Origin of the sequence: Bacteroides sp. MSSM.1001136sp1_RTP21357st2_D2_RTP21359_211015 (assembly GCF_040913205.1) — a bacterium.
GTDB lineage: Bacteria > Bacteroidota > Bacteroidia > Bacteroidales > Bacteroidaceae > Bacteroides > Bacteroides ovatus.
The window spans coordinates 14,213-36,067 of sequence record NZ_JBDFVF010000004.1; the positions used below are offsets into that span (position 1 = coordinate 14,213).

The window sequence follows — 21,855 nt, forward strand, 5'->3', positions numbered from 1 at the left end:
ATGGCAAAAAATGATAGAGCAAACTTCGGCAGTAAATTAGGAGTCATACTCGCTTCTGCCGGCTCTGCAGTCGGATTGGGTAATATATGGAGGTTTCCCTATGAAACAGGAAACCATGGAGGCGCTGCTTTTATATTGATCTATTTAGGCTGCATTCTTCTTCTGGGATTGCCTATTATGATTGCCGAGTTCCTGATAGGACGCCGTTCGAGAGCTAACACAGCTAGAGCATATCAGAAATTAGCACCTGGAACACATTGGCGTTGGGTAGGACGCATAGGAGTATTGGCAGGCTTCCTGATACTTAGTTATTATGCTGTAGTAGCAGGATGGACACTCGAATATATTTTTGAAGCTGCTACTAATGGCTTTGCCGGAAAAACCTCCGGAGAGTTCATATCCTCTTTTCAACAATTCTCCAGCAGCCCATGGAGACCGGTTGTATGGTTGGTGGCATTCTTGTTGATTACTCATTTCATCATTGTGAAAGGGGTAGAAAAAGGAATCGAAAAGTCCTCCAAGATCATGATGCCTACCCTGTTTATCATTATCCTCATACTGGTTGTTTGCTCGGTCACTCTGCCGGGAGCCGGTGCAGGTATCGAATTCCTGCTCAAGCCCGACTTTAGCAAAGTGGACGGAAATGTATTTTTGAGTGCCATGGGACAGGCGTTCTTCTCATTGAGTTTGGGAATGGGATGCCTTTGTACGTACGCCTCCTATTTCAGCAAAGAAACCAACCTGACTAAAACAGCTTTCAGCGTAGGAATCATTGATACCTTTGTGGCGATACTAGCCGGATTTATCATCTTCCCGGCAGCTTTTTCCGTAGGCATACAACCTGATTCTGGTCCGAGTCTGATCTTTATCACCCTGCCTAATGTATTCCAACAGGCATTTAGCGGAGTTCCCATACTGGCATATATATTCTCTGTCATGTTCTACGCGTTGTTGGCAATGGCTGCTTTAACTTCTACTATTTCCTTGCACGAAGTAGTAACCGCTTATTTACATGAGGAGTTCAACCTCTCCCGTGGAAAAGCAGCAAGGTTAGTCACCGGCGGTTGTGTCTTCCTCGGAATATTCTGTTCATTATCACTGGGAGTCATGAAAGGATTTACCGTTTTCGGACTGGGCATGTTCGACCTCTTCGACTTTGTAACAGCTAAAATCATGTTACCACTGGGCGGATTGTGCATCTCCCTCTTTACCGGATGGTATCTGGACAAGAAGATTGTATGGTCAGAGATTACCAATGACGGTTCATTAAAGGTACCGGTATACAAACTCATTATCTTTATATTAAAATATATCGCACCAATCGCCATCTCACTGATATTTATCAATGAACTGGGATTAATCAAGCTATAATGTGGAAAGACTTCCTTTATTATACTAAAACAGAACGACAAGGCATTATCGTCCTTGTCGTTCTTATTTTAGGCGTATATGCCGCCCCTAAACTCTTCTCCTTTTTCACACACGCTGAAGATACCGACTGCAGAGAGAACGAGAAGTTCGATAAGGAATACAACGACTTTATTTCCTCCCTCCGGGAAACCCAACCTCACCAAAAGTCCGGTCATTCTTTTCAATCATCCCCTCAAAGGGAAATCAAACTTGCGGTGTTCGATCCGAACATCGCAGACTCTACTACTTTTCTTTCGCTTGGGTTACCATCCTGGATGATAAAGAATATCCTGCACTATCGCTATAAACAAGGTAAATTCCGCCACCCGGAAGATTTCCGAAAGATATATGGACTCACGGAAGAACAATACCAGACTCTTCGTCCTTATATACAAATTACAGAAGATTTCAGTTCGACAAATAAAGACACGGTACGATTGTTAACCACACCAAGCATACAACGGGACACCCTTGTGAAATATCTCCCGGGAACTATCATCAGCCTCAACTCCGCAGATACCACCGAACTGAAGAAGATTCCGGGAATCGGAAGCAGCATTGCCCGGATGATTGTGAATTACCGCGAACGGCTGGGAGGCTTTTTCCGAATAGAGCAGTTACAGGAGATTCATCTAAAGGCAGAGAAACTCCGTTCGTGGTTTTCCATTGACACCCATCAGACACGCCGCATCAATGTAAATAAAGCCGGTATGGAACGAATGATGCATCATCCATACATAAACTACTACCAAGCAAAGGTTATCATAGAATATCGGAAAAAGAAAGGATTCTTAAAAAGTCTGAAGCAATTATCTCTCTATGAGGAGTTCACTCCTATTGATCTTGAACGGCTAGAGCCCTACATTTGTTATAATTAATAAAAAAAAGATGCATTCCTATCACACCAGACAAGAATGCATCACACACAAACAAAACAAACACTCTACTATCATCTTCACAGACTTCCGTAGAGAAGCGACTATAAATATATAGCTAAAAGATAGAACACTTGCAAGGCTCTACCTTTTTGGTATACATTTTTAGAAATTAGGTTCTCTAATTAATCTTTTTTAATCATACCATCCACCATATGAACGGTCCGGTCCGTAATTTTGGCAAGCCCCTCGTCATGCGTCACAATGACAAAAGTCTGCCCCAGCCGGTCTCTCAAATCGAAGAACAGTTGATGTAAATCTTCTTTATTATGTGTATCCAGACTACCGGATGGTTCGTCTGCCAGAATAACTGCCGGATCGTTGATTAAAGCCCTCGCTACCGCTACCCGTTGTTTCTCGCCTCCCGACAATTCATTCGGTTTATGAGAAGCCCTGTCAACCAGTCCCATAAAATCCAGAATCTTCATTGCGCGTTCGTGCGCCTCCTTCGAAGATACCCCGGCGATTAGAGCGGGAATCATCACATTTTCCAAGGCCGTGAACTCCGGCAGTAGTTGGTGAAACTGGAAAACAAAACCAATATTCTTATTACGAAATGCAGATAGTTCTTTCTCTTTCATCCGACTCACCACTGTTCCGTCAATCTGTACCACACCTCCGTCCGGTTCATCTAAAGTGCCCATTATCTGCAATAACGTAGTTTTACCCGCACCGCTCGGGCCTACAATACTAACAATCTCTCCTTTGTTGATTTCCAGATCAATGCCTTTCAACACCTGTAATGAGCCGAAACTCTTCGTAATCCCTTCTAGTTTTATCATAATAGCCTTATAATCGTTTAATGACATATTCAGCCAGATAGCACCCAAACACGGCCGGCATATAACTAACTGTTCCACATGTCGATTTCTTATTCTGTTCATCCTCCGTCAGCAATACCGCTTTCGGATCGGCTTGCTCCGTACTGAATACCACCGGAAGTTTCCGTTTCATTCCCATCTTCTGCAAACGCTTTCGCACAGCCTTACTCAAACCGCAATGATACGTCTCCCAAAGATCGGCAAAACGAACCTGAGTAATGTCACTCTTCGCCCCTGCTCCCATACTGGAAACTATCTTTATACGACGTTTCATCGCTTCATAAATCAGAAAGCATTTCGGACTGATCGTATCAATAGCATCTACTATAAAATCATATTTATCGGCATCCAGCAGTTCCGGTATATTTTCATCCTTCAGGTAAACAGGAAGGACAGTCAGCTCAATCGCCGGATTTATATCTTTATAACGGGCTGCCAACACTTCCGCTTTCGTCCTACCCAGCGTGGAATGCATGGCCGGCAACTGACGATTCATATTAGTAGGCTGCACTGTATCGGCATCTACAATCGTCATCCGCCCGACACCTGCACGGCAAATCATCTCGGCGGCATAAGCACCTACTCCACCCAGTCCCACGACCAATACGTGCGCGTTCCGGATGCGTTCCATCTTTTCCTCCCCTAACAGGAGTTCCGTTCTCTGTTGCCAGTCGTATCTTTCCATTAGTTTTTCTTTAACCATTTATAGAACCATTTGCCGACCTTCTCATAATGTTGAGACTCATTATGTCCACGAGGATCGGAGAATGACACAATTTCCTGCGGTTCGCCAAACTGGTCGGGATACAGGATTATCAAACTATTATTAGAGAAATATTTTCCTAATTGTGCCGGGAGACGTTCAAAAGAGGGATCATAAGAGATAGATCCGCGACGGGCAGAAATAACTACCAATAAATGGTCATAATTCACCTGCCCTGTCAACAGCAAGAGATCCTCCCACTTCTCCAATATGGAGAATTCCGTCGGAGTACCTGCATGTCGCTTTTTCACAAGTTGCTGAACACGCATCAATGTACGCTCATTGGCAAAAAAATGCACCCGACAGCCCAGGATACTTCCCATACGGCAGAAGTGTTCCACCCATTTAGAGAATCCCGATTCATATTCAGCCTTTGGCGGAACGGCAATATTGATTCGACGCAGGGTATTAACAGGCATCAGGAATTTGGCAATCATCACTTCACGATGCGTACCTTTCAACAGACTTTCGGCCAGATGTCCGAAGAAAGAGTCGACAATATTTGCTTTCCGGTGCAGACCGATCACAATATCCGTAGCTTCATACTCCTTGATTGTATGGATAATCCCCGAAGCAATATTCAAGTCATAGCGACTCACCATCGTAACAGGCACATCAGCGGCAGCGGCAATCATAGCCGCCTTCTCCAGATTACGTTTACCCTGCTGCTCTTTCTTCTCCGAACTATTATTGTCATTGATAACGTTCAATGCCACCAATGCATTTTTCTGCTTAGCATCCTTTATTACTAAAGCCAGATTAATCAAATCTTCAATCGTCTCCGGGTTAGCCACCGGAATCAAGATTTGTTCCGTATTTACTTTCTTAGCTTCTTCTTCCGCCTGCACATTTTCATCCAGAGCAAAACGACGTGCCGAACGTTCGGTTACCAAAGAACTGATGACACAAGTGAAAAGTATCATCACTACCGTACCGTTCAATACATCATCATTCAGCAACCGTTCTCCATTCTCCATAATGATTTCATGACCGATCAACACTGCTGCCAGTGTAGCTGCGGCCTGCGCATTACTTAAACCGAATATCATGCTCCGTTCATTCGACTGCATCCGATAGATCTTTTGTGTGATCCAGGCAGCCAGCCATTTACTAAAGGTTGCCACCACTGTCATCACAATAGCCACTTTCAATGCTTCACCTCCGGTAAACAGGCTTCTTACATCAATAATCATTCCGACACCAATCAGAAAATAGGGAATAAACAGTGCATTTCCCACAAATTCCAACCGGTTCATCAAAGGAGATACATGAGGAATCAGGCGATTCAATACCAAGCCCGCCAGGAAAGCTCCTAAGATTCCTTCCATTCCTACAAATTCCATCAATCCTCCTCCGAGGAAAACCATCGCCAGCACAAATACAAACTGCATCACGCTGTCATCGTACTTCCGGAAGAACCAGCGTCCGATACGGGGGAAAAAGAACACAATCAGAAATCCGAGGAAAGCCACTTTTGCCACAAGAAATACCCAGAACCAGCCATCGACAGTTCCCTTAAACATGCCTCCTATGACAGCAAGAATAATCAAAGCAAGGGTGACGGTGACAGCAGTACCACCAATGGTGATATTGACACAGCGCAAACGAGACAGTCCGTAACGACTAATAATAGGATAAGCAATTAAGGTGTGAGAAGCATACATACTTGCCAACAATACCGCCGTGAGAAAACCATATCCCAGCATACTCATACTACTCCATATTCCCAACACCATAGGAATCAGAAAGGTAAGCCAGCCGAACACGAAACTTTTCGTCCGGTTCTTCTTAAAGTCCTCCATATCCATCTCAAGACCGGCAAGGAACATGATATAATAGAGCCCTACTTTGCCGAACAGTTCGAAACTACTGTCTCGGTCGAGTACATGAAAGCCGTGTTCGCCAATCAAGACACCCGCCAGAATCATGCCTATAATATGAGGTATATGGAGACGCCCCAAAATCATCGGAGCAAAAAGAATGATAATTAGTACCAAAAAGAACACCCAGGTCGGATCAGAAATCGGCAGCGTTAAATTGAGATCAAACAGGTTCATAGGCTGTGTTTTTTAGGAATTTTCTGCAAAGGAACAAAAAAGTTTGCAGAATCCAATGAATGTCTAATGGTCATTTCACTCCAATAACCACGTCCAACTATACGGAAGCATGAGTAATCCGCCGAAAAACTGAAATATTTCTCTCAAAATCGATGTTTATATGCTAAATTGTTATAATTTTGCAGCCAAATCTTTTCTATTCGACAGGATAAGAAGAGAAATTCAATATTCACAATTTAACAAAAGAAAAAGATGAAAGTAGCTATTGTTGGCGTAAGCGGAGCCGTAGGACAAGAGTTCCTGCGCGTGCTCGATGAGAGAAACTTCCCGATGGACGAGTTAGTTTTGTTCGGTTCTAAACGTAGTGCCGGAACAACATATACTTTCCGCGGTAAACAGATCGAGGTGAAACTCTTACAACACAACGATGACTTTAAAGGGGTAGACATTGCTTTCACTTCTGCCGGTGCAGGAACATCTAAGGAGTTCGAGAAAACAATTACCAAGTATGGTGCTGTGATGATCGACAACTCCAGCGCTTTCCGTATGGATGCCGATGTGCCTTTGGTGGTGCCTGAAGTAAATGCAGAGGATGCATTGGAACGTCCGCGCGGCGTTATCGCCAACCCGAATTGTACGACTATCCAGATGGTAGTTGCACTGAAAGCCATCGAAAAGCTTTCTCATATAAAAACCGTGCACGTGTCTACCTATCAGGCAGCAAGTGGTGCGGGTGCCGCTGCCATGGACGAATTGTACGAACAATATCGTCAAGTATTGGCAAACGAACCTGTGACTGTAGAGAAGTTTGCCTATCAGTTGGCTTTCAACCTGATTCCGCAGATTGACGTATTTACAGAGAACGGTTATACGAAAGAAGAGATGAAAATGTATAATGAAACACGCAAGATCATGCATTCTGACGTAAAAGTTAGCGCAACTTGCGTACGTGTTCCTGCATTACGTGCTCACTCTGAAAGTATTTGGGTAGAAACTGAACGTCCGATTTCCGTAGAAGAAGCTCGTGAAGCGTTCGCTAACGGTGAAGGTCTGGTGCTGCAGGACAATCCGGCTGAAAAAGAATATCCGATGCCGTTGTTCCTGGCAGGTAAAGATCCGGTATACGTAGGCCGTATCCGCAAAGACCTGACAAACGAAAACGGATTGACTTTCTGGATTGTAGGTGACCAGATTAAGAAAGGGGCTGCCCTGAATGCTGTTCAGATTGCCGAATATTTGATTAAAGTAAAAAATATCTAATATAACAGACTGGATATAATATCCGGACAACTATAGATAAGCCCAATAAATCAGCCGGTTTGCAATGTGATAGTGATCACAATGCAAGCCGGTTTTTTATTCTCCAAGCCGTAATTAGAGAGAAAATACCTATTCGTAGGTAAGAAGTCACTAGTTATAGGTATCAGCATTTACCAAAATAACTATTTATAGTGATTGATAGAAAGTCACTTTTTATCGAATTTTGCGCAAAACTTATCTATGAAATATTGTCTTTTTAATATAGCATTCTGGGGGCTACTATTTTTCAATTTATTTGAGGCCGCAGCTAATTTAAACATCTATACAATCTCGGGACGTGTGACCGAGGCAAAAACGAATTCCCCTTTGCCTGGTGCTTCTATTCTCATTAAAGGTACCTATTTGTGGGCCGTATCCAATCAGAAAGGAGAATTTACGATACAAGGAGTACAGGAGGGAAAATATAATCTGGAGGTTTCTTTTCTTGGTTATGTACCGGCAACAATTCCCGTAAATGTACGCAGCAATATCAATAACCTTCCTATCATACTCAAAGAAAATACACTTGCACTGGATGATGTAGTCGTCACTGCACAAGCACCCAAAAATGAATTAAACACGACGCTCACTATCGGAAATCATGCATTGGAACACCTACAGGTGTCCAACGTGAGCGATATCTCCGCTCTCCTTCCGGGAGGAAAAACTAAAGTGCCGGATCTTACCACCAATAATATCTTCTCATTACGCGACGGAGGGTCAACAGCTGGTAATGCCACATTTGGAACAGCCGTAGAAGTGGATGGGGTTCGTATTGGAAACAATGGTTCGTTTGGCAATATGAGCGGAGTGGATACCCGGAATATCACTGTTGCAGATATTGAATCGGTGGAAGTCATCACCGGAGTGCCTTCGGCAGAATATGGAGACTTGAATAGTGGTATGGTCAAGATTCACACCCGGAAAGGGAAAACACCCTGGAACATATTGCTGTCTATCAATCCTCGCACCGAACAGGTTTCATTTGCTAAAGGATTGGATTTAGGAAACGATAAAGGAGTCATCAACATAAACGGTGAGTGGACCAAGGCTACTCAAAAGTTGGTATCTCCCTATTCTTCTTATACAAGAAGGGGATTCTCTGCCGGATATAGCAACACGTTCCGCAACGTATTAAGATTCGACATCGGTGTTACAGGCAATATCGGAGGAATGAATACCAAAGATGATCCTGATGCCTATTCGGGAGAATACAACAAAGTGAGAGACAACGTATTCCGGGCAAACACTTCACTGGCCTGGCTGCTCAACAAATCGTGGATAACCAACCTCAAGTTCGACGCATCGATATATTACAATGATAATAACTCCCACGCGCATACGTTCTACTCGTATGCATCGGAGCAACCGGCTGTTCATGCCACGGAGGAAGGATATTTTATGGCAAACAAACTGCCATATACTTACTTTGCCGACCAAATCATCGACTCCAAAGAACTGGATTATGCCGCATCGTTAAAATATGAATGGAACAGACGGTTTAAGACTGTAAACAGCAACCTGAAAGCGGGTGTTCAATGGAAAGCAACAGGCAATGTGGGTGAAGGAGAATATTACAAAGACCCGTCATTGGCTCCGAACGGTTATCGTCCCCGTCCTTACACTACTTATCCATATATGCATAATGTTTCGCTTTATGCAGAAGAAAGTCTGTCATTTCCTGTGGGAAATACCATGCTTAGACTGATGGCAGGGGTACGTTGGGAACATTTGTTTATCAAGGGAACGAAATATAAGAACCTGAATACTCTTTCACCACGTTTCAATGCCAGATGGCAGTTGAACGAACATATCGCTATCCGTGGCGGTTGGGGAATTACCGAAAAACTTCCCTCTTTCTATATCTTGTATCCCAAACAGGAATATCGGGACATACAGACCTTCGGCTTTTCCTATAATAAGATTGAATCATCTTATATATATTATAGTCAGCCCTACACGTTATTGCACAATGAAAACCTACGCTGGCAACGGAATCAGAACGCAGAAATCGGTCTGGACGTCAACATTGCCCGTACCCGGATTTCATTAGTCGGTTATTTCAACCGTACCAAGCTGCCGTATAAATACGCAAGTACTTATACTCCGTTCTCCTATGATGTGCTCCAATTGCCGGATGGATTCACTATGCCGACTAACCCGCAAATCAATGTAGATAACCAGACAGGGATGGTTTACATACGCGACAATGCATCCAGTTACTGGACTCCTATGGATGTCAAAGTGACCGACCAGACTTTTGTAAAGTCAACTTCTCCCGACAATGGAATGGACGTGATTCGTCGCGGAGCGGAAATGATTGTTGATTTCCCGGAAATTACTCCGATTCGCACGCAATTCCGGGTAGATGCCGCTTATACTTATACGAAATACATCGACAACTCTTTATCGTATTATTATCAGAATGGATGGTCGCACACCAGTTTTGCCAATCGTTCTTACCAATATGTAGGTATCTACGCCAACGGCGACAACTTATCGACTACTGCCAACGGCAAGCGTACCCACTCGCTGGATGCCAATATCACAGCCATCACCCGTATTCCGAAAGCCAGACTGATTATCTCGTGCCGACTGGAAGCTTCGCTTGTGAAGCGTTCGCAGAACATCTCCGAGTATCAAGGAAAAGAATATGCTTTCAATGTGAGCGAAAGCAGTAATACCCAAACCGGGGGAAGTATCTATGACGGTAACTCTTATACCGCTATCTGGCCGGTAGCATACCTCGACCTGAATAATGAGATGCATCCTTTCACATCAGCGGAAGCCGCGAATCCGGAATTCTCCTACCTGATACGCAAATCGGGCAATGCCTATACATTTGCAGCAGACGGATATGATCCTTATTTTTCTGCCAATATCAATATCACCAAAGAGATTGGAGACTATGTATCTCTTTCTCTCAATGCGATTAATTTCACCAACTCACGGCCTTATGTAAAATCTCATGCAACGGGTGTAAGCGCTCTCTTCACCCCGGATTTCTATTATGGACTTACTTGCCGTATCAAATTCTAACTATATGAAACAATTCATCTACATATTATTACTAACAGTGACTGGCATCTTTGCGGGATGCACAGATATCGATAAAGAGAATCCGTATGACAACCAGTTGCACAGCCTGCAGGTTACTGCCGTATATCCGGACGGATACACGGATCATCTCCGGGAAGGAGTGACCGTAAAGATTGAAGATGTCGACCGTGGAAATTCTTACAAGGCTAAAACCGACAAGAATGGAGTGGCGCAATTCTCTTTGACCAAAGGTATATACCGCGTACAAGTCAGCGACAAAGGCGGAAAGGATATTTTCAACGGATTAGCTGATAATGTCAAACTAACCAGCGGAGACATATCTCTTAATCTCCCGCTCATTCATTCCAAGGCCGGGACGATCATTATTAAAGAGATTTACTGCGGAGGATGCACAAAGTTACCGCTGGAAGGAAATTATCAATCCGACAAGTACATTATCCTGCATAATAACGACTCGGAAGTGCAATATCTGGATAGTTTATGCTTCGGAGCACTCGACCCTTACAATTCACAAGCCACTAATGTATGGGTGACACAGGATGAAGCAACCGGAGCAACTATCTTCAAGGACTTTGCTCCCATCGTTCAGTGTATCTGGCAATTTGGCGGTACCGGTAAAACGTTCCCGCTTCAGCCGGGAGAAGATGCAGTGATTGCCATCAACGGAGCGGTTGACCATGCGGCACAATATCCGCAATCTGTCAACCTGAACAAACCCGGATATTTTGTATGCTATAATAATGTTTATTTTCCGAACACACAGTATCATCCGGCTCCGGGCGACCAGATCACACCGGATCATTACCTGAACGTAGTGTTGAAGACTGGCCAGGCGAACGCCTATTCATTCTCGATATTTTCTCCTGCCGCGGTTATTTTTAAAGCCAAGGATACCACGATACAGGACTTTGTTCTTAAAGAGGGAAGTATCATACAAAAACCGGGAAGTACTACGGATCAGGTGATAGCGGTACCACTCGATTGGGTGATTGATGGCACGGAAGTATATTATGGCGGTTCCTCCAACAATAAAAAGCGTATTTCTCCATCCATCGATGCGGGATATGTCACTCAAAGTGCCACATACAACGGACGCAGTTTATACCGTCATGTGGATGAAGAAGCGACACAGGAAGCGGGTTACGAAGTACTGGTAGATACAAACAACTCTTCTACCGATTTTTATGAACGGGAAAAACAATCTTTGCATGAGTGAGATGAAGAAAATATATATAACAGGTCTTTGGATTCTATGTCTGACATCCGGAGTTTCGGCACAGACTTATGACATCATCGAACGGCGTAACTCCTGGAATGCCGGGGCAAATGTCACAGGTATCATGATGGACAGTATTTCTGCTTCCTATGCCGAACTGTACGGAAAGAATAACCACGGTGATTTCCGCAACTATTACGAAGCAAAAGAAGCATGGAGTGCCGGAGCGGTAGCAAAGTCCATCACTCATCTGAAAGGTTATTCACTGACGGGTTCGTTCTCATTCGATCATACTTCAGGCAAGGATATGAGCGGTTCGATGTTTATCCACCCAGGATTTTATCCCGTAGACCTCCTGGAGTTCACACCCGGACGTAAAGACTTGCAAACTTACGCTTTCATGGGTGGTATTGCAACTGATATTTCACCCAACTGGCGATTAGGAGGAAAGATTGACTTTGCCGCCTCCAACTATTCCAAACGAAAGGACTTGCGGCATACCAATTACCGACTGGATTTGAAAATAGCCCCCAGCATCATGTATCATTCGGGAGATATGGCGATCGGCTTTTCCTATATTCTCGGCAAAAATAGCGAATCAGTAAAAGCAGAAGTCATCGGTACAGCCGAAAACTCTTACAATGCTTTTCTGGATAAAGGACTTATGTATGGAGCTTACGAGGCATGGGACGGGAGTGGAATCCATCTTAGTGAATCGGGTGTCAACGGTTTCCCCATCAAAGAATTGTCGAACGGGGGAGCCTTGCAACTTCAATGGAAAGGATTTTACGGAGATGCTGAATACACGTATTCTTCAGGTTCTGCCGGTGAAAGAGATGCTATCTGGTTTAAATTTCCAACCCACTGGATTACCTCCCATTTGAGTTATCATTTCAAACAGGGAAAGAAAGAGCATTTTCTGCGACTGAACTTGCAATGGTCACATCTGGTCAACAACGAAAATGTGATAACCAAAGAAACTGTGAACGGGATAACGAACACTCACGTACACGGTTCCAATCGTATTTTTGAGCAGGATGTTTTCTCCGTCCATCCCGAATATGAATTGATTAGTCCCCGCACGGAACTTCGCCTGGGAACGAATATATCAACATTCAGACGACTGACCACACAGATGTATCCTTATGTGGTTTCGGAAAAGATGATTTGTAGCCAGACTTATATCTCCAGCGTATTTCATCTAGGGAAACTCGACCTGAAAGCGGCTGCATCCTTTGCCATAGGAAACTTTACCGAGAAAAACAGGACTACGGCAACAGATACGGAACCGGGTGATCCGCCTTATCGGCTGACTGATTATTACAATCTGAAAAATGAATATGCAACCGCCCCACAAGCGACATTTCATCTCGGATTGCGCTATTATTTCAACCATGGAATTTATGCGGAAGTACAGGGTAGTTATACGCACGGTTTCAACCTGCAATATATAGATGGTTCGAACCGTTGGAACGAGACTATCAAATTAGGATATACTTTTTGAAAACAATGAATATATATAAACTAAATTATTAAGCAATGAAAAAGAGTTTGACATTTATCTTCGCAGCAGCGCTTTTGGTATCTTGCCAACAGGAAGAGAACGAAGCTACGACTCCTGCAAACAGTCGCATTACTATCTCTCCTATTATTACACGTGCTACGGAAGTTAACTTTGAGACCGGAGATAAAATCGGTGTTACAATCACCCAAAACGGTGACTTCGTATATGCAGAGAATAAACAGATGACATACAATGACGGAGTATTTGCAGGCGATTTACTCTGGTACCCGGAAGGAAATGACAAATCGCAAATAGTAGCCTATTATCCCTATAAAGAGGGTAATACTCCGGCTTCATTTACTGTTGAAACCGATCAGACTAGTGGATATGGAGCGTCAGATTTTATGGCAGCAAAGAAATCGGATGTACTTCCGACTACCAACGTTATAAGCATGAACTTCAAACACATGTTTACTAAATTAGTGATTAATGTAACAAAGGAAGTAGAAGCTAACATCTCGTCTATCGCATTGAAAGGTTCCATCCCGACTGCAACTCTTGATTTGAGTGCTCTCACAGTGACTGCTGATGCAAACGCCTCCGCAACAAGCATTGTTGCACAAGCCGTTAAAGCGAATGAGACATACCGCGCCATTATCGTTCCCCAAACAGTAGCCTTGACGCTTGAAGTAGCAACATCTGACGGCAAGACCTTGTCACAGAAGCTCACATCTACCACTTTGGCACAAGGAGGACAATACAGTGTGAACATTCGCGTGTTACCTGACGATATAGAAGTCAAACTTAGTGGTGACATTGAAAACTGGACAGATGAGGGTGAAATTGGAGCTGATAATGAGATTCCTTTCGAGGAACATCTCGATCAGAACTATTTCCTGTATGATAATGTAAAATATAAGACTGTAACTCTCTCAAACGGTACGACATGGATGGCTGAACCGCTTATTTATTTACCGAAAGGGTATACTCCTTCAAGTGATCCAACTGCTGATAGCCATGTTTGGTATCCGTATGAAATCACAGCCGACGGTGCAACCGTAGCTACAACAAAAGAAAGTGCCATAAAAGAATTAGGTTATCTATATGATTTCCAGGCTGCACTGGGTGGTAAAGAAATTACTGATAGTAATCTGACCTCCTTTGAAGGAGCACAAGGAATCTGCCCGAAAGGATGGCACATACCGACACGTCTGGAGTACTTTAATCTGGTAGGAAAAACAACGAATGATGCCGACGGCAAGGTACCGGCTGATGGTGATAAAGCTCTTTTTTATGATACAGCTTATGATGGAGCCAAAATATCATCACTGATGGATGCAGGATTCAATTACCAATTCTCCGGTGTTCGTATGGCAACAAGTCTTACAGGCGCCGGCAGCTACCAAAAAACTGCAATAGCAGATGACGCCAAGATTCAAGCTGCGTGGCATGGAAAACCGGCAATGAATTATCTCATGACTTCGACCGCCTACAAACCCATATACAATAGTACCAGCGGCCTACTAACCAATATACAGTTCTTTGGATTAATGAGTACAATCAATGCAACCAAGTATCCGGAAGGCAGATTATCATTATCTTATGTTAGCATTAAAGCCGGTATGCAAGTTCGTTGCATAAGGGATCAAGCCGGCAACTAAAAGACTAATATTTGTTTCATGCCTTGAAACCTTTAGTTTCTCGGTGAGAAACCAACAGTTTCAAGGTTTGAAACTACCAGTTTCACACTGGGAAACTAAAAGTTTCAAGTAAGGCTACTCCCCTCGCCCGTAAGGCGAACTACGATAAGCTATAAACAAACGAAAAACAGATTACAAACTATATAAAAACGAAGCAATAACAATGAAAACAAAAAAGCTAACAATCGCAATTGCCATCGTGGCAATGACTTTTATCGGAACTTCATGTGGTAACAAACAACAGAAAAGCGCATCAGAAGCGACTACAGAACAGTCTGCATCTTCCGCCTTGGAAATTGATTCTCTTCTTGCCAATGCCGAAAGCCTTGCAGGACAAGAAGTGACCATTGAAGGCGTCTGCACACATACCTGCAAACATGGCGCAAAGAAAATCTTCCTGATGGGTAGCGACGATACCCATGTGATCCGTGTAGAAGCGGGCACTTTGGGAGCATTCGATCCTAAATGCGTGAACTCCATCGTTCGTGTTACCGGAACACTGAAAGAACAACGCATTGACGAAGCCTACCTCCAGAACTGGGAAGCGCAACTCAAAGCACAGGCTGCCGAGAAACACGGAACCGGTGAAGCCGGATGCGACTCTGAAAAGAAAGCACGTGGTGAAACAGCCAACAGCCCTGAAGCCCGCATTGCAGATTTCCGTGCAAAAATAGCCGACCGCAAGGCAGAAACAGGAAAAGAGTATTTATCTTTCTATTTCATGGAAGCTGACTCGTATGAAGTGGAGTAGTAACATCCGTAAGTGGAGTCGGCTCATACACCGTGACTTATCATTTTTCTTTTCCGGAATGGTATTGATATATGCCATTTCCGGAATTGTAATGAATCACCGTGACACTATTAATCCGAACTTCTCCATCACACGGAAAGAGTATAAGATAGCAGAAAAGCTACCGGATAAAGCAGGAATGAATAAGGAGAAAGTGCTCACTCTCCTGGAACCATTGGGAGAAAGCGGCAACTATACCAAATATTACTTCCCGAAAACGGACGTAATGAAAGTATTCCTGAAAGGTGGCTCCAACCTTCTAGTAAACGTAAAGACAGGGGAAGCGATATATGAATCCGTCACCCGCCGCCCGCTTATCGGAGCAATGTCCCGTTTACATTACAACCCGGGACAATGGTGGACTTACTTCGCGGATATTTTCGCCATCGCTCTTATTATCATTACTCTCTCCGGCATCATCATGCTGAAAGGGAATAAGGGCATTATCGGCAGAGGAGGGATCGAAGTCATTGTCGGAATCTTGATTCCCATTCTTTTCCTTTTCTTCTTTTGAATAGAATAACAGATAAAATCAAATGGAACATATTATCGAATGTAACAATCTGACGCACTATTACGGCAAACGGTTGATTTACGAAAATCTTAGTTTCACAGTACCCAAAGGACGCATCTTGGGACTGTTGGGAAAGAACGGTACAGGCAAGACCACCACTATCAATATCTTGAGCGGTTATCTGAAACCCCGTTCAGGGGAATGTCGCATCTTCGGACAGGAGATTCAGACAATGGCACCGGCTCTGCGTCGCAATATCGGACTGCTCATCGAAGGTCATGTGCAATATCAATTCATGACCATCACCGAGATAGAGAAATTCTACGCAGCTTTCTACCCCGGTCAATGGAAAAAGGAAGCGTACTATGAACTGATGAATAAGTTGAAAGTCGCTCCCGGACAACGTATCTCGCGTATGTCCTGCGGACAACGTTCACAAGTAGCCCTCGGACTGATTCTCGCACAGAACCCGGAACTTCTCGTGCTGGATGATTTCTCCCTCGGACTCGATCCCGGCTATCGTCGCCTGTTTGTCGACTACCTCCGCGACTATGCCCGTTCAGAAGGAAAAACCGTCTTTCTGACCTCGCATATCATTCAGGACATGGAGCGGCTTGTTGACGACTGCATCATCATGGACTACGGAAAGATACTGATTCAGAAACCAATTGCCGAACTACTAGAAAAAGGACGTCGCTATACCTTCACTATTCCCGAAGGCTACGAACTTCCCGCATCTGATGATTTCTATCATCCTTCTGTCATGCGGAACCAGTTGGAGACTTTCTCTTTCCTTCAACCGGCAGAAACTGAAGCAAAACTGAAATCCATGTCAGTGCCCTACACTAATTTTCATAGTGAACAGGTGAATCTGGAAGATGCATTTATCGGCCTGACAGGCAAATACTAGAATCGTTGATAATTGATAAAAACAATGTACGCTATATTTTATAAAGAATGGATAAAGACACGGTGGTATTTTCTACTTGCCGTGCTCGCCACACTTGGTTTTACAGGCTACTGTATGCTCCGCATCAACCGGGTGGTAGAAATGAAAGGGGCTGCTCATGTGTGGGAAGTGATGCTGCAACGAGATGTCATCTTCATTGATATGTTGCAATATATCCCTCTGATTGCGGGAATTTTGATGGCTATTGTGCAGTTTGTTCCCGAAATGCAGCGCAAATGCCTGAAACTGACTCTCCATCTGCCTTATCCGGAGTTGAAGATGACAGGTAATATGCTACTTTCGGGATTAGTGTTGCTACTTGTCTGCTTCGCTTCCAATTTTCTGTTGATGGAAGTATACCTGAATGGAATACTTGCCCATGAACTGAAGAACCACATATTGCTCACCGCTTTAACGTGGTATCTTGCCGGGATTTCCGGCTATCTGCTTGTGGCCTGGATCTGCCTTGAACCGGCATGGAAACGTCGTATTCTGAATCTCATTATCGCAGTATTATTACTCCGAATCTTCTTTCTGTCGCCCACACCGGAAGCATATAACAAGTTCCTCCCTTATTTAGTGGTTTATACATTGTTGACAGCTTCTTTCTCGTGGCTTTCTATCGTACGATTCAAGGCCGGAAAGCAGGACTAGGAGCAATTAAAAATTAAAGACTAAAAATTAAAAGATTGAGTAATGAGACGTTTCAGTACTATATTATTATATGTAACCATCGCTTTTCTGCTTCTCTGGCAGTTGCCCTGGTGTTACAATTTCTTTGTCGTAAAGCCGGAGAAAACTCCCTTTACCCTGTACAGTTTCGTAATTGGCGATTTCGCACAGATGGGACAGGAAGAGGGAAAAGGAAGCGTGCGTCGCGACCTGGCAGGTAATATTTATTCGGAAGCAGCTTTCGACAGTATCCTGCCTATGTTTTATTTTCGTCAGTTGATGTCCGATGAGCGTTTTCCGGATACCATTAAAGGGATAGCAGTAACTCCTAAAATGGTACAGACGGAGAATTTCAACTTCCGCAGTGTACCTTCGGATATCAATGCGCCTTCCATCGGACTTTATCCTCTGATGGAATCCATGTCAGGACGTGTAGACCTGAAAATGCCGGATGACGTATTCCGCATCACCTCCAAAGGAATCGAGTTTATCGACATGGCCTCCAACAGCGTAAAGGAAGACAAGAGTCTTCAGTTTACCGAAGCTATGACTAAAAAGGAGTTTCGTTTCCCGGCAACAGAGATCGTAGGAAATCCAACGGTGAAAAAGGAGTATGACGAAGGTTATCTTCTATTGGATGCCGACCGCCGTCTGTTTCATCTGAAACAGGTGAAAGGGCGTCCGTATGTTCGTGCCATCACCTTGCCTGAAGGACTGACACTGGAACATCTGTATCTGACAGAGTTCAGAAATAAGAAAACACTTGCGTTCATGACCGATGTCAACAATGCTTTCTATGTACTGCAGAGCCGGACATACGAAGTAGTGAAAACAGGAATTCCTGTATTCAATCCCGAAACGGATGCATTAACCATCATCGGTAATATGTTCGATTGGACGGTACGTGTGACTACTCCGACCTCTGATAATTATTACGCATTGAATGCCGACGATTATTCATTGATTAAAAAATTAGAGAACGCATCGTCTACTCATTCCATGCCCGGTATTACTTTCACATCTTATACTGATAAATATGTAATACCACGTTTCGAATAGTATTCCCATATTGAATGTAACAGTTGTAAGGGACTATCAAAAGTCAATCTATTAAATATGACTTAGGGTAGTCCCTTACAGTTTTCTTCCCATGCGTGTATAGGAAACAAAAAGAATTACAATCTTTTCTTCTGTAAGTATGGGCTTTTTCCGGCAAGAAAGTTTATCTTTGCCGACTCATTCAAATATTCAGACCGCAATTGCTTCTGCATTATACACAAACAAATACGGTAAAACGAAAAAACTCAAATTAAAAACCGTATGAAAGTTTACAAAGCATTTGCTTTCCTAAGTATCTTCATCATATTGTTCTATAATTGTTCGCTCCCTGCTAATGACGAAGAAAAAGGAGATTCAGAGGGAGAGGATACAGTTACCTCCGAACTTCCCTGGGAAGGAGAGATGGACAAATTCACCATCAATTCTAAAGAAGGAATCCATCTGAATGATCCATACGAAGACGCCGGAACAGCTTATGTCACCATTCCTTCCACCTCTGTAAAAAATACCCGTTGGGAATTTGGAGTTCACCTCACCTTTAATCCTTCCGCTAACAATTATGCACGATTTTATCTGACTTCTTCCTCAAACATTCTTTCCGGTAATTTAAACGGTTATTATATTCAGATAGGAGGAGCCAAAGATAATGTAACTCTTTATCGTCAAAACGGAGACCAATCTAAACTACTGGCTTCGGGAAGAGAGTTGATGAAAGGAGACTCTTCACCGAAACTATATATAAAAGTAGAACGTGACAATAATGGTTACTGGACTTTTTGGACACGACGTGAATCCGAGAATGAATACGTAAAAGAAAAACAAATAAAAGATACCGATATACAAACTTCCCGCTACTGCGGTATATACTGCATTTACACCAAAACCCGCTGTAAAGGATTTACATTTCATCACATACAGCTATCTAATAACGTAGAAACGGACACTACACCTGATGAAACACCCGATCATCCCGGAACAGACATTCCAGATAATCCGAACACCCCCGAATTACCGAAAGATGTGAGAGGTATGCTTCTTTTCAATGAAATCATGTATAACAATGCTACTGATGGTGCAGAATATATAGAAATCTACAATCCGACTGAACAGGCTATCATTTTACCGGCACTTTATCTATATAAGATGTATAAAGACGGGGCAATATACAATACTACCATCCTTCAAAATGAAAGTCCTTCTACTCCCCTAACCATTCCTGCCAAAGCATATCTTTGCTTCACGAAATACTTCAACAGAGTTGTTCAGAAACATAAAGTCGGTGGAGAAAATATAATAATTATACCGAACTTCCCGGCACTGAACAATAATGGCGGGTATCTGGCACTTTCAAGTAGTAAAGAGACTGCACCAGGACATACTTTTGACACTTGTTGTTTTAGAGATGAAATGCACACCATTGATAAAATAACCGGCGTTTCGCTTGAAAAGAAATCTCCGGAGTTGTCCTCGCTCAACAAAAACTGGCGTTCCTCCAAACATGCCACCGGAGGCACACCCGGAATAAAAAATATGTAAGAGTATGTATATCTATGATAAATTCCCTACATTTGTAGGCAAAGTAAACAAGTTCCGGATATTCATCCTCAAACGAATTTAAACAGCAGATATGAGTCCAGCCGTTATATCTATTACTACTGTGGCATACTTTATCATCCTGTTCACTATCTCTTATATAGCAGGACGCAAAGCCGACAATGAAGGATTCTTTGTAGGAAACCGTAAATCAGCCTGGTATATCGTTGCCTTTGCCATGATCGGTTCCACCATTTCCGGAGTCACCTTCGTTTCCGTTCCGGGTATGGTACAGGCAAGTCGCTTTTCTTACCTGCAGATGGTGCTGGGATTCATAGTAGGACAAATTATCATTGCATTTGTACTTGTTCCCCTCTTTTATCGCATGAATCTGGTTTCCATTTATGAATATCTGGAGAACAGGTTCGGAAGCTCTTCCTACAAGACGGGAGCCTGGTTCTTTTTTATTTCAAAGATGCTAGGGGCAGCCGTCCGGCTCTTTCTCGTATGCCTGACATTGCAGTTTCTTATCTTCGATCCTTTCCATCTCCCATTCCTGTTGAACGTGATCCTTACGGTATTTATCGTATGGCTTTACACTTTCCGCGGTGGAGTGAAATCATTGATATGGACGGATGTTCTAAAAACATTCTGCCTGGTAGTGTCGGTTGTACTTTGCATCTATTATATTGCTTCCAGCCTGCATCTGAGTTTCAGCGGTCTGGTTAGTACGATTTCAGATAGTGACTTTTCCAAGACATTCTTTTTTGACGATGTCAACGACAAACGATATTTCTTCAAACAATTCCTGGCAGGTGTATTCACCGTTATTGCCATGAACGGGCTCGACCAGGATATGATGCAGCGCAATCTTAGCTGCAAGAACTTCCGGGACTCGCAGAAAAATATGATTACCAGTGGAATCTCACAGTTCTTTGTCATTCTGCTTTTTCTGATGCTAGGAGTACTGTTATATACGTTTACAGCACAGCAAGGCATTGGGAATCCGGAAAAAAGCGACGAGTTGTTTCCGATGATTGCTACCGGAAATTATTTTCCCGGCATAGTCGGAATATTATTCATTATCGGACTGATAGCCTCCGCCTATTCTGCAGCCGGTTCTGCCTTGACGGCACTGACCACTTCCTTTACCGTAGATATTTTACATGCACAGATAAAAGGAGAGGCGGCACTTAGCAAGATACGCAAACAGGTACATATCGGTATGGCAATTGTGATGGGGGCAGTCATTTTTGTATTCAATTTGCTGAACAACACCAGTGTGATTGATGCGATTTACACATTGGCCAGTTATACGTATGGTCCTATCTTAGGGTTGTTCGCTTTCGGCATCTTCACCAAGAAACAAGTTTATGATAAATATATTCCGTTGGTAGCTATCGCTTCTCCTATTCTTTGCTATATCCTGCAACGAAATTCGGAAGCATGGTTCAACGGTTACCAAATTAGTTACGAGCTGCTATTATTTAACGCTGCATTTACTTTCATCGGACTTTGCTTCCTCATTCGAAAGAAATCAACGATGGACAATACGACAGTTCTTTAATATTAA

At 43.3% G+C, this 21,855-nt stretch carries 17 protein-coding genes; 14 read left to right on the top strand and 3 right to left on the bottom strand.

Going from position 1 to position 21,855, the window contains the following annotated elements; translation table 11 throughout:
- Together AB5217_RS04240 and AB5217_RS04245 are read left to right on the top strand one after the other, a co-directional pair.
- Complete coding sequence (locus tag AB5217_RS04240; protein WP_004324557.1) at positions 1-1,371, top strand: sodium-dependent transporter; 1,371 nt, start codon at positions 1-3, stop codon at positions 1,369-1,371.
- Positions 1,371-2,288: a helix-hairpin-helix domain-containing protein gene (locus AB5217_RS04245; RefSeq protein ID WP_195647064.1), complete on the top strand. Its 918-nt coding sequence runs from the start codon at positions 1,371-1,373 to the stop codon at positions 2,286-2,288. Before AB5217_RS04240 ends, AB5217_RS04245 begins: the two co-directional genes overlap by 1 nt.
- A gap of 182 nt (positions 2,289-2,470) precedes the next feature.
- Here AB5217_RS04245 and AB5217_RS04250 read toward each other — a convergent pair whose 3' ends face one another.
- From AB5217_RS04250 to AB5217_RS04260, 3 genes are read right to left on the bottom strand one after another with little or no spacing between them, the layout of a single operon-like run.
- Positions 2,471-3,127, bottom strand: a complete 657-nt coding sequence (locus AB5217_RS04250; protein WP_195647063.1) for an ABC transporter ATP-binding protein — start codon at positions 3,125-3,127, stop codon at positions 2,471-2,473.
- A 7-nt stretch (positions 3,128-3,134) separates the two neighbouring features.
- Positions 3,135-3,869 carry a ThiF family adenylyltransferase gene (locus AB5217_RS04255; RefSeq protein ID WP_032842925.1) on the bottom strand — a complete coding sequence of 245 codons (735 nt, stop codon included), beginning with the start codon at positions 3,867-3,869 and terminating at the stop codon, positions 3,135-3,137.
- Complete coding sequence (locus tag AB5217_RS04260; RefSeq protein ID WP_195647062.1) at positions 3,851-5,986, bottom strand: cation:proton antiporter; 2,136 nt, start codon at positions 5,984-5,986, stop codon at positions 3,851-3,853. Before AB5217_RS04260 ends, AB5217_RS04255 begins: the two co-directional genes overlap by 19 nt.
- 252 nt (positions 5,987-6,238) lie before the next feature.
- Between AB5217_RS04260 and AB5217_RS04265 the strand changes: the two genes are divergently transcribed.
- From AB5217_RS04265 to AB5217_RS04320, 12 genes are all read left to right on the top strand, one after another.
- Positions 6,239-7,246 carry an aspartate-semialdehyde dehydrogenase gene (locus AB5217_RS04265; RefSeq protein ID WP_004299708.1) on the top strand — a complete coding sequence of 336 codons (1,008 nt, stop codon included), beginning with the start codon at positions 6,239-6,241 and terminating at the stop codon, positions 7,244-7,246.
- Positions 7,247-7,486: 240 nt separating this feature from the next.
- Complete coding sequence (locus AB5217_RS04270; protein ID WP_032842915.1) at positions 7,487-10,324, top strand: TonB-dependent receptor; 2,838 nt, start codon at positions 7,487-7,489, stop codon at positions 10,322-10,324.
- 4 nt (positions 10,325-10,328) lie between these two features.
- Entirely contained in the window at positions 10,329-11,561 is a 1,233-nt protein-coding gene (locus AB5217_RS04275; RefSeq protein ID WP_042994036.1) for a DUF4876 domain-containing protein, read from the top strand.
- Positions 11,554-13,065 carry a DUF6850 family outer membrane beta-barrel protein gene (locus AB5217_RS04280; RefSeq protein ID WP_032842914.1) on the top strand — a complete coding sequence of 504 codons (1,512 nt, stop codon included), beginning with the start codon at positions 11,554-11,556 and terminating at the stop codon, positions 13,063-13,065. Before AB5217_RS04275 ends, AB5217_RS04280 begins: the two co-directional genes overlap by 8 nt.
- A gap of 35 nt (positions 13,066-13,100) precedes the next feature.
- A complete protein-coding gene (locus tag AB5217_RS04285; RefSeq protein WP_004324550.1) occupies positions 13,101-14,726 on the top strand; it encodes a fimbrillin family protein in 1,626 nt (541 codons plus the stop codon).
- 202 nt (positions 14,727-14,928) lie between these two features.
- Positions 14,929-15,516 (top strand): hypothetical protein, encoded by a 588-nt coding sequence (locus AB5217_RS04290; RefSeq protein ID WP_004324549.1) that lies wholly within the window; start codon positions 14,929-14,931, stop codon positions 15,514-15,516.
- The gene (locus AB5217_RS04295; protein WP_211480748.1) at positions 15,503-16,069 is read left to right on the top strand and encodes a PepSY-associated TM helix domain-containing protein; all 567 of its coding nucleotides are present in this window, start codon (positions 15,503-15,505) and stop codon (positions 16,067-16,069) included. Before AB5217_RS04290 ends, AB5217_RS04295 begins: the two co-directional genes overlap by 14 nt.
- A gap of 22 nt (positions 16,070-16,091) precedes the next feature.
- Entirely contained in the window at positions 16,092-16,979 is an 888-nt protein-coding gene (locus AB5217_RS04300; RefSeq protein WP_004324548.1) for an ABC transporter ATP-binding protein, read from the top strand.
- Between the two features lie 24 nt (positions 16,980-17,003).
- Positions 17,004-17,672: a hypothetical protein gene (locus AB5217_RS04305; RefSeq protein WP_004305102.1), complete on the top strand. Its 669-nt coding sequence runs from the start codon at positions 17,004-17,006 to the stop codon at positions 17,670-17,672.
- 42 nt (positions 17,673-17,714) lie between these two features.
- Positions 17,715-18,749 (top strand): DUF4857 domain-containing protein, encoded by a 1,035-nt coding sequence (locus tag AB5217_RS04310; protein ID WP_008776471.1) that lies wholly within the window; start codon positions 17,715-17,717, stop codon positions 18,747-18,749.
- Positions 18,750-19,010: 261 nt separating this feature from the next.
- The gene (locus AB5217_RS04315; RefSeq protein ID WP_008776472.1) at positions 19,011-20,285 is read left to right on the top strand and encodes a hypothetical protein; all 1,275 of its coding nucleotides are present in this window, start codon (positions 19,011-19,013) and stop codon (positions 20,283-20,285) included.
- Between the two features lie 91 nt (positions 20,286-20,376).
- Entirely contained in the window at positions 20,377-21,849 is a 1,473-nt protein-coding gene (locus AB5217_RS04320) for a sodium:solute symporter (RefSeq protein ID WP_008776473.1), read from the top strand.
- Positions 21,850-21,855 lie beyond the last annotated feature (6 nt).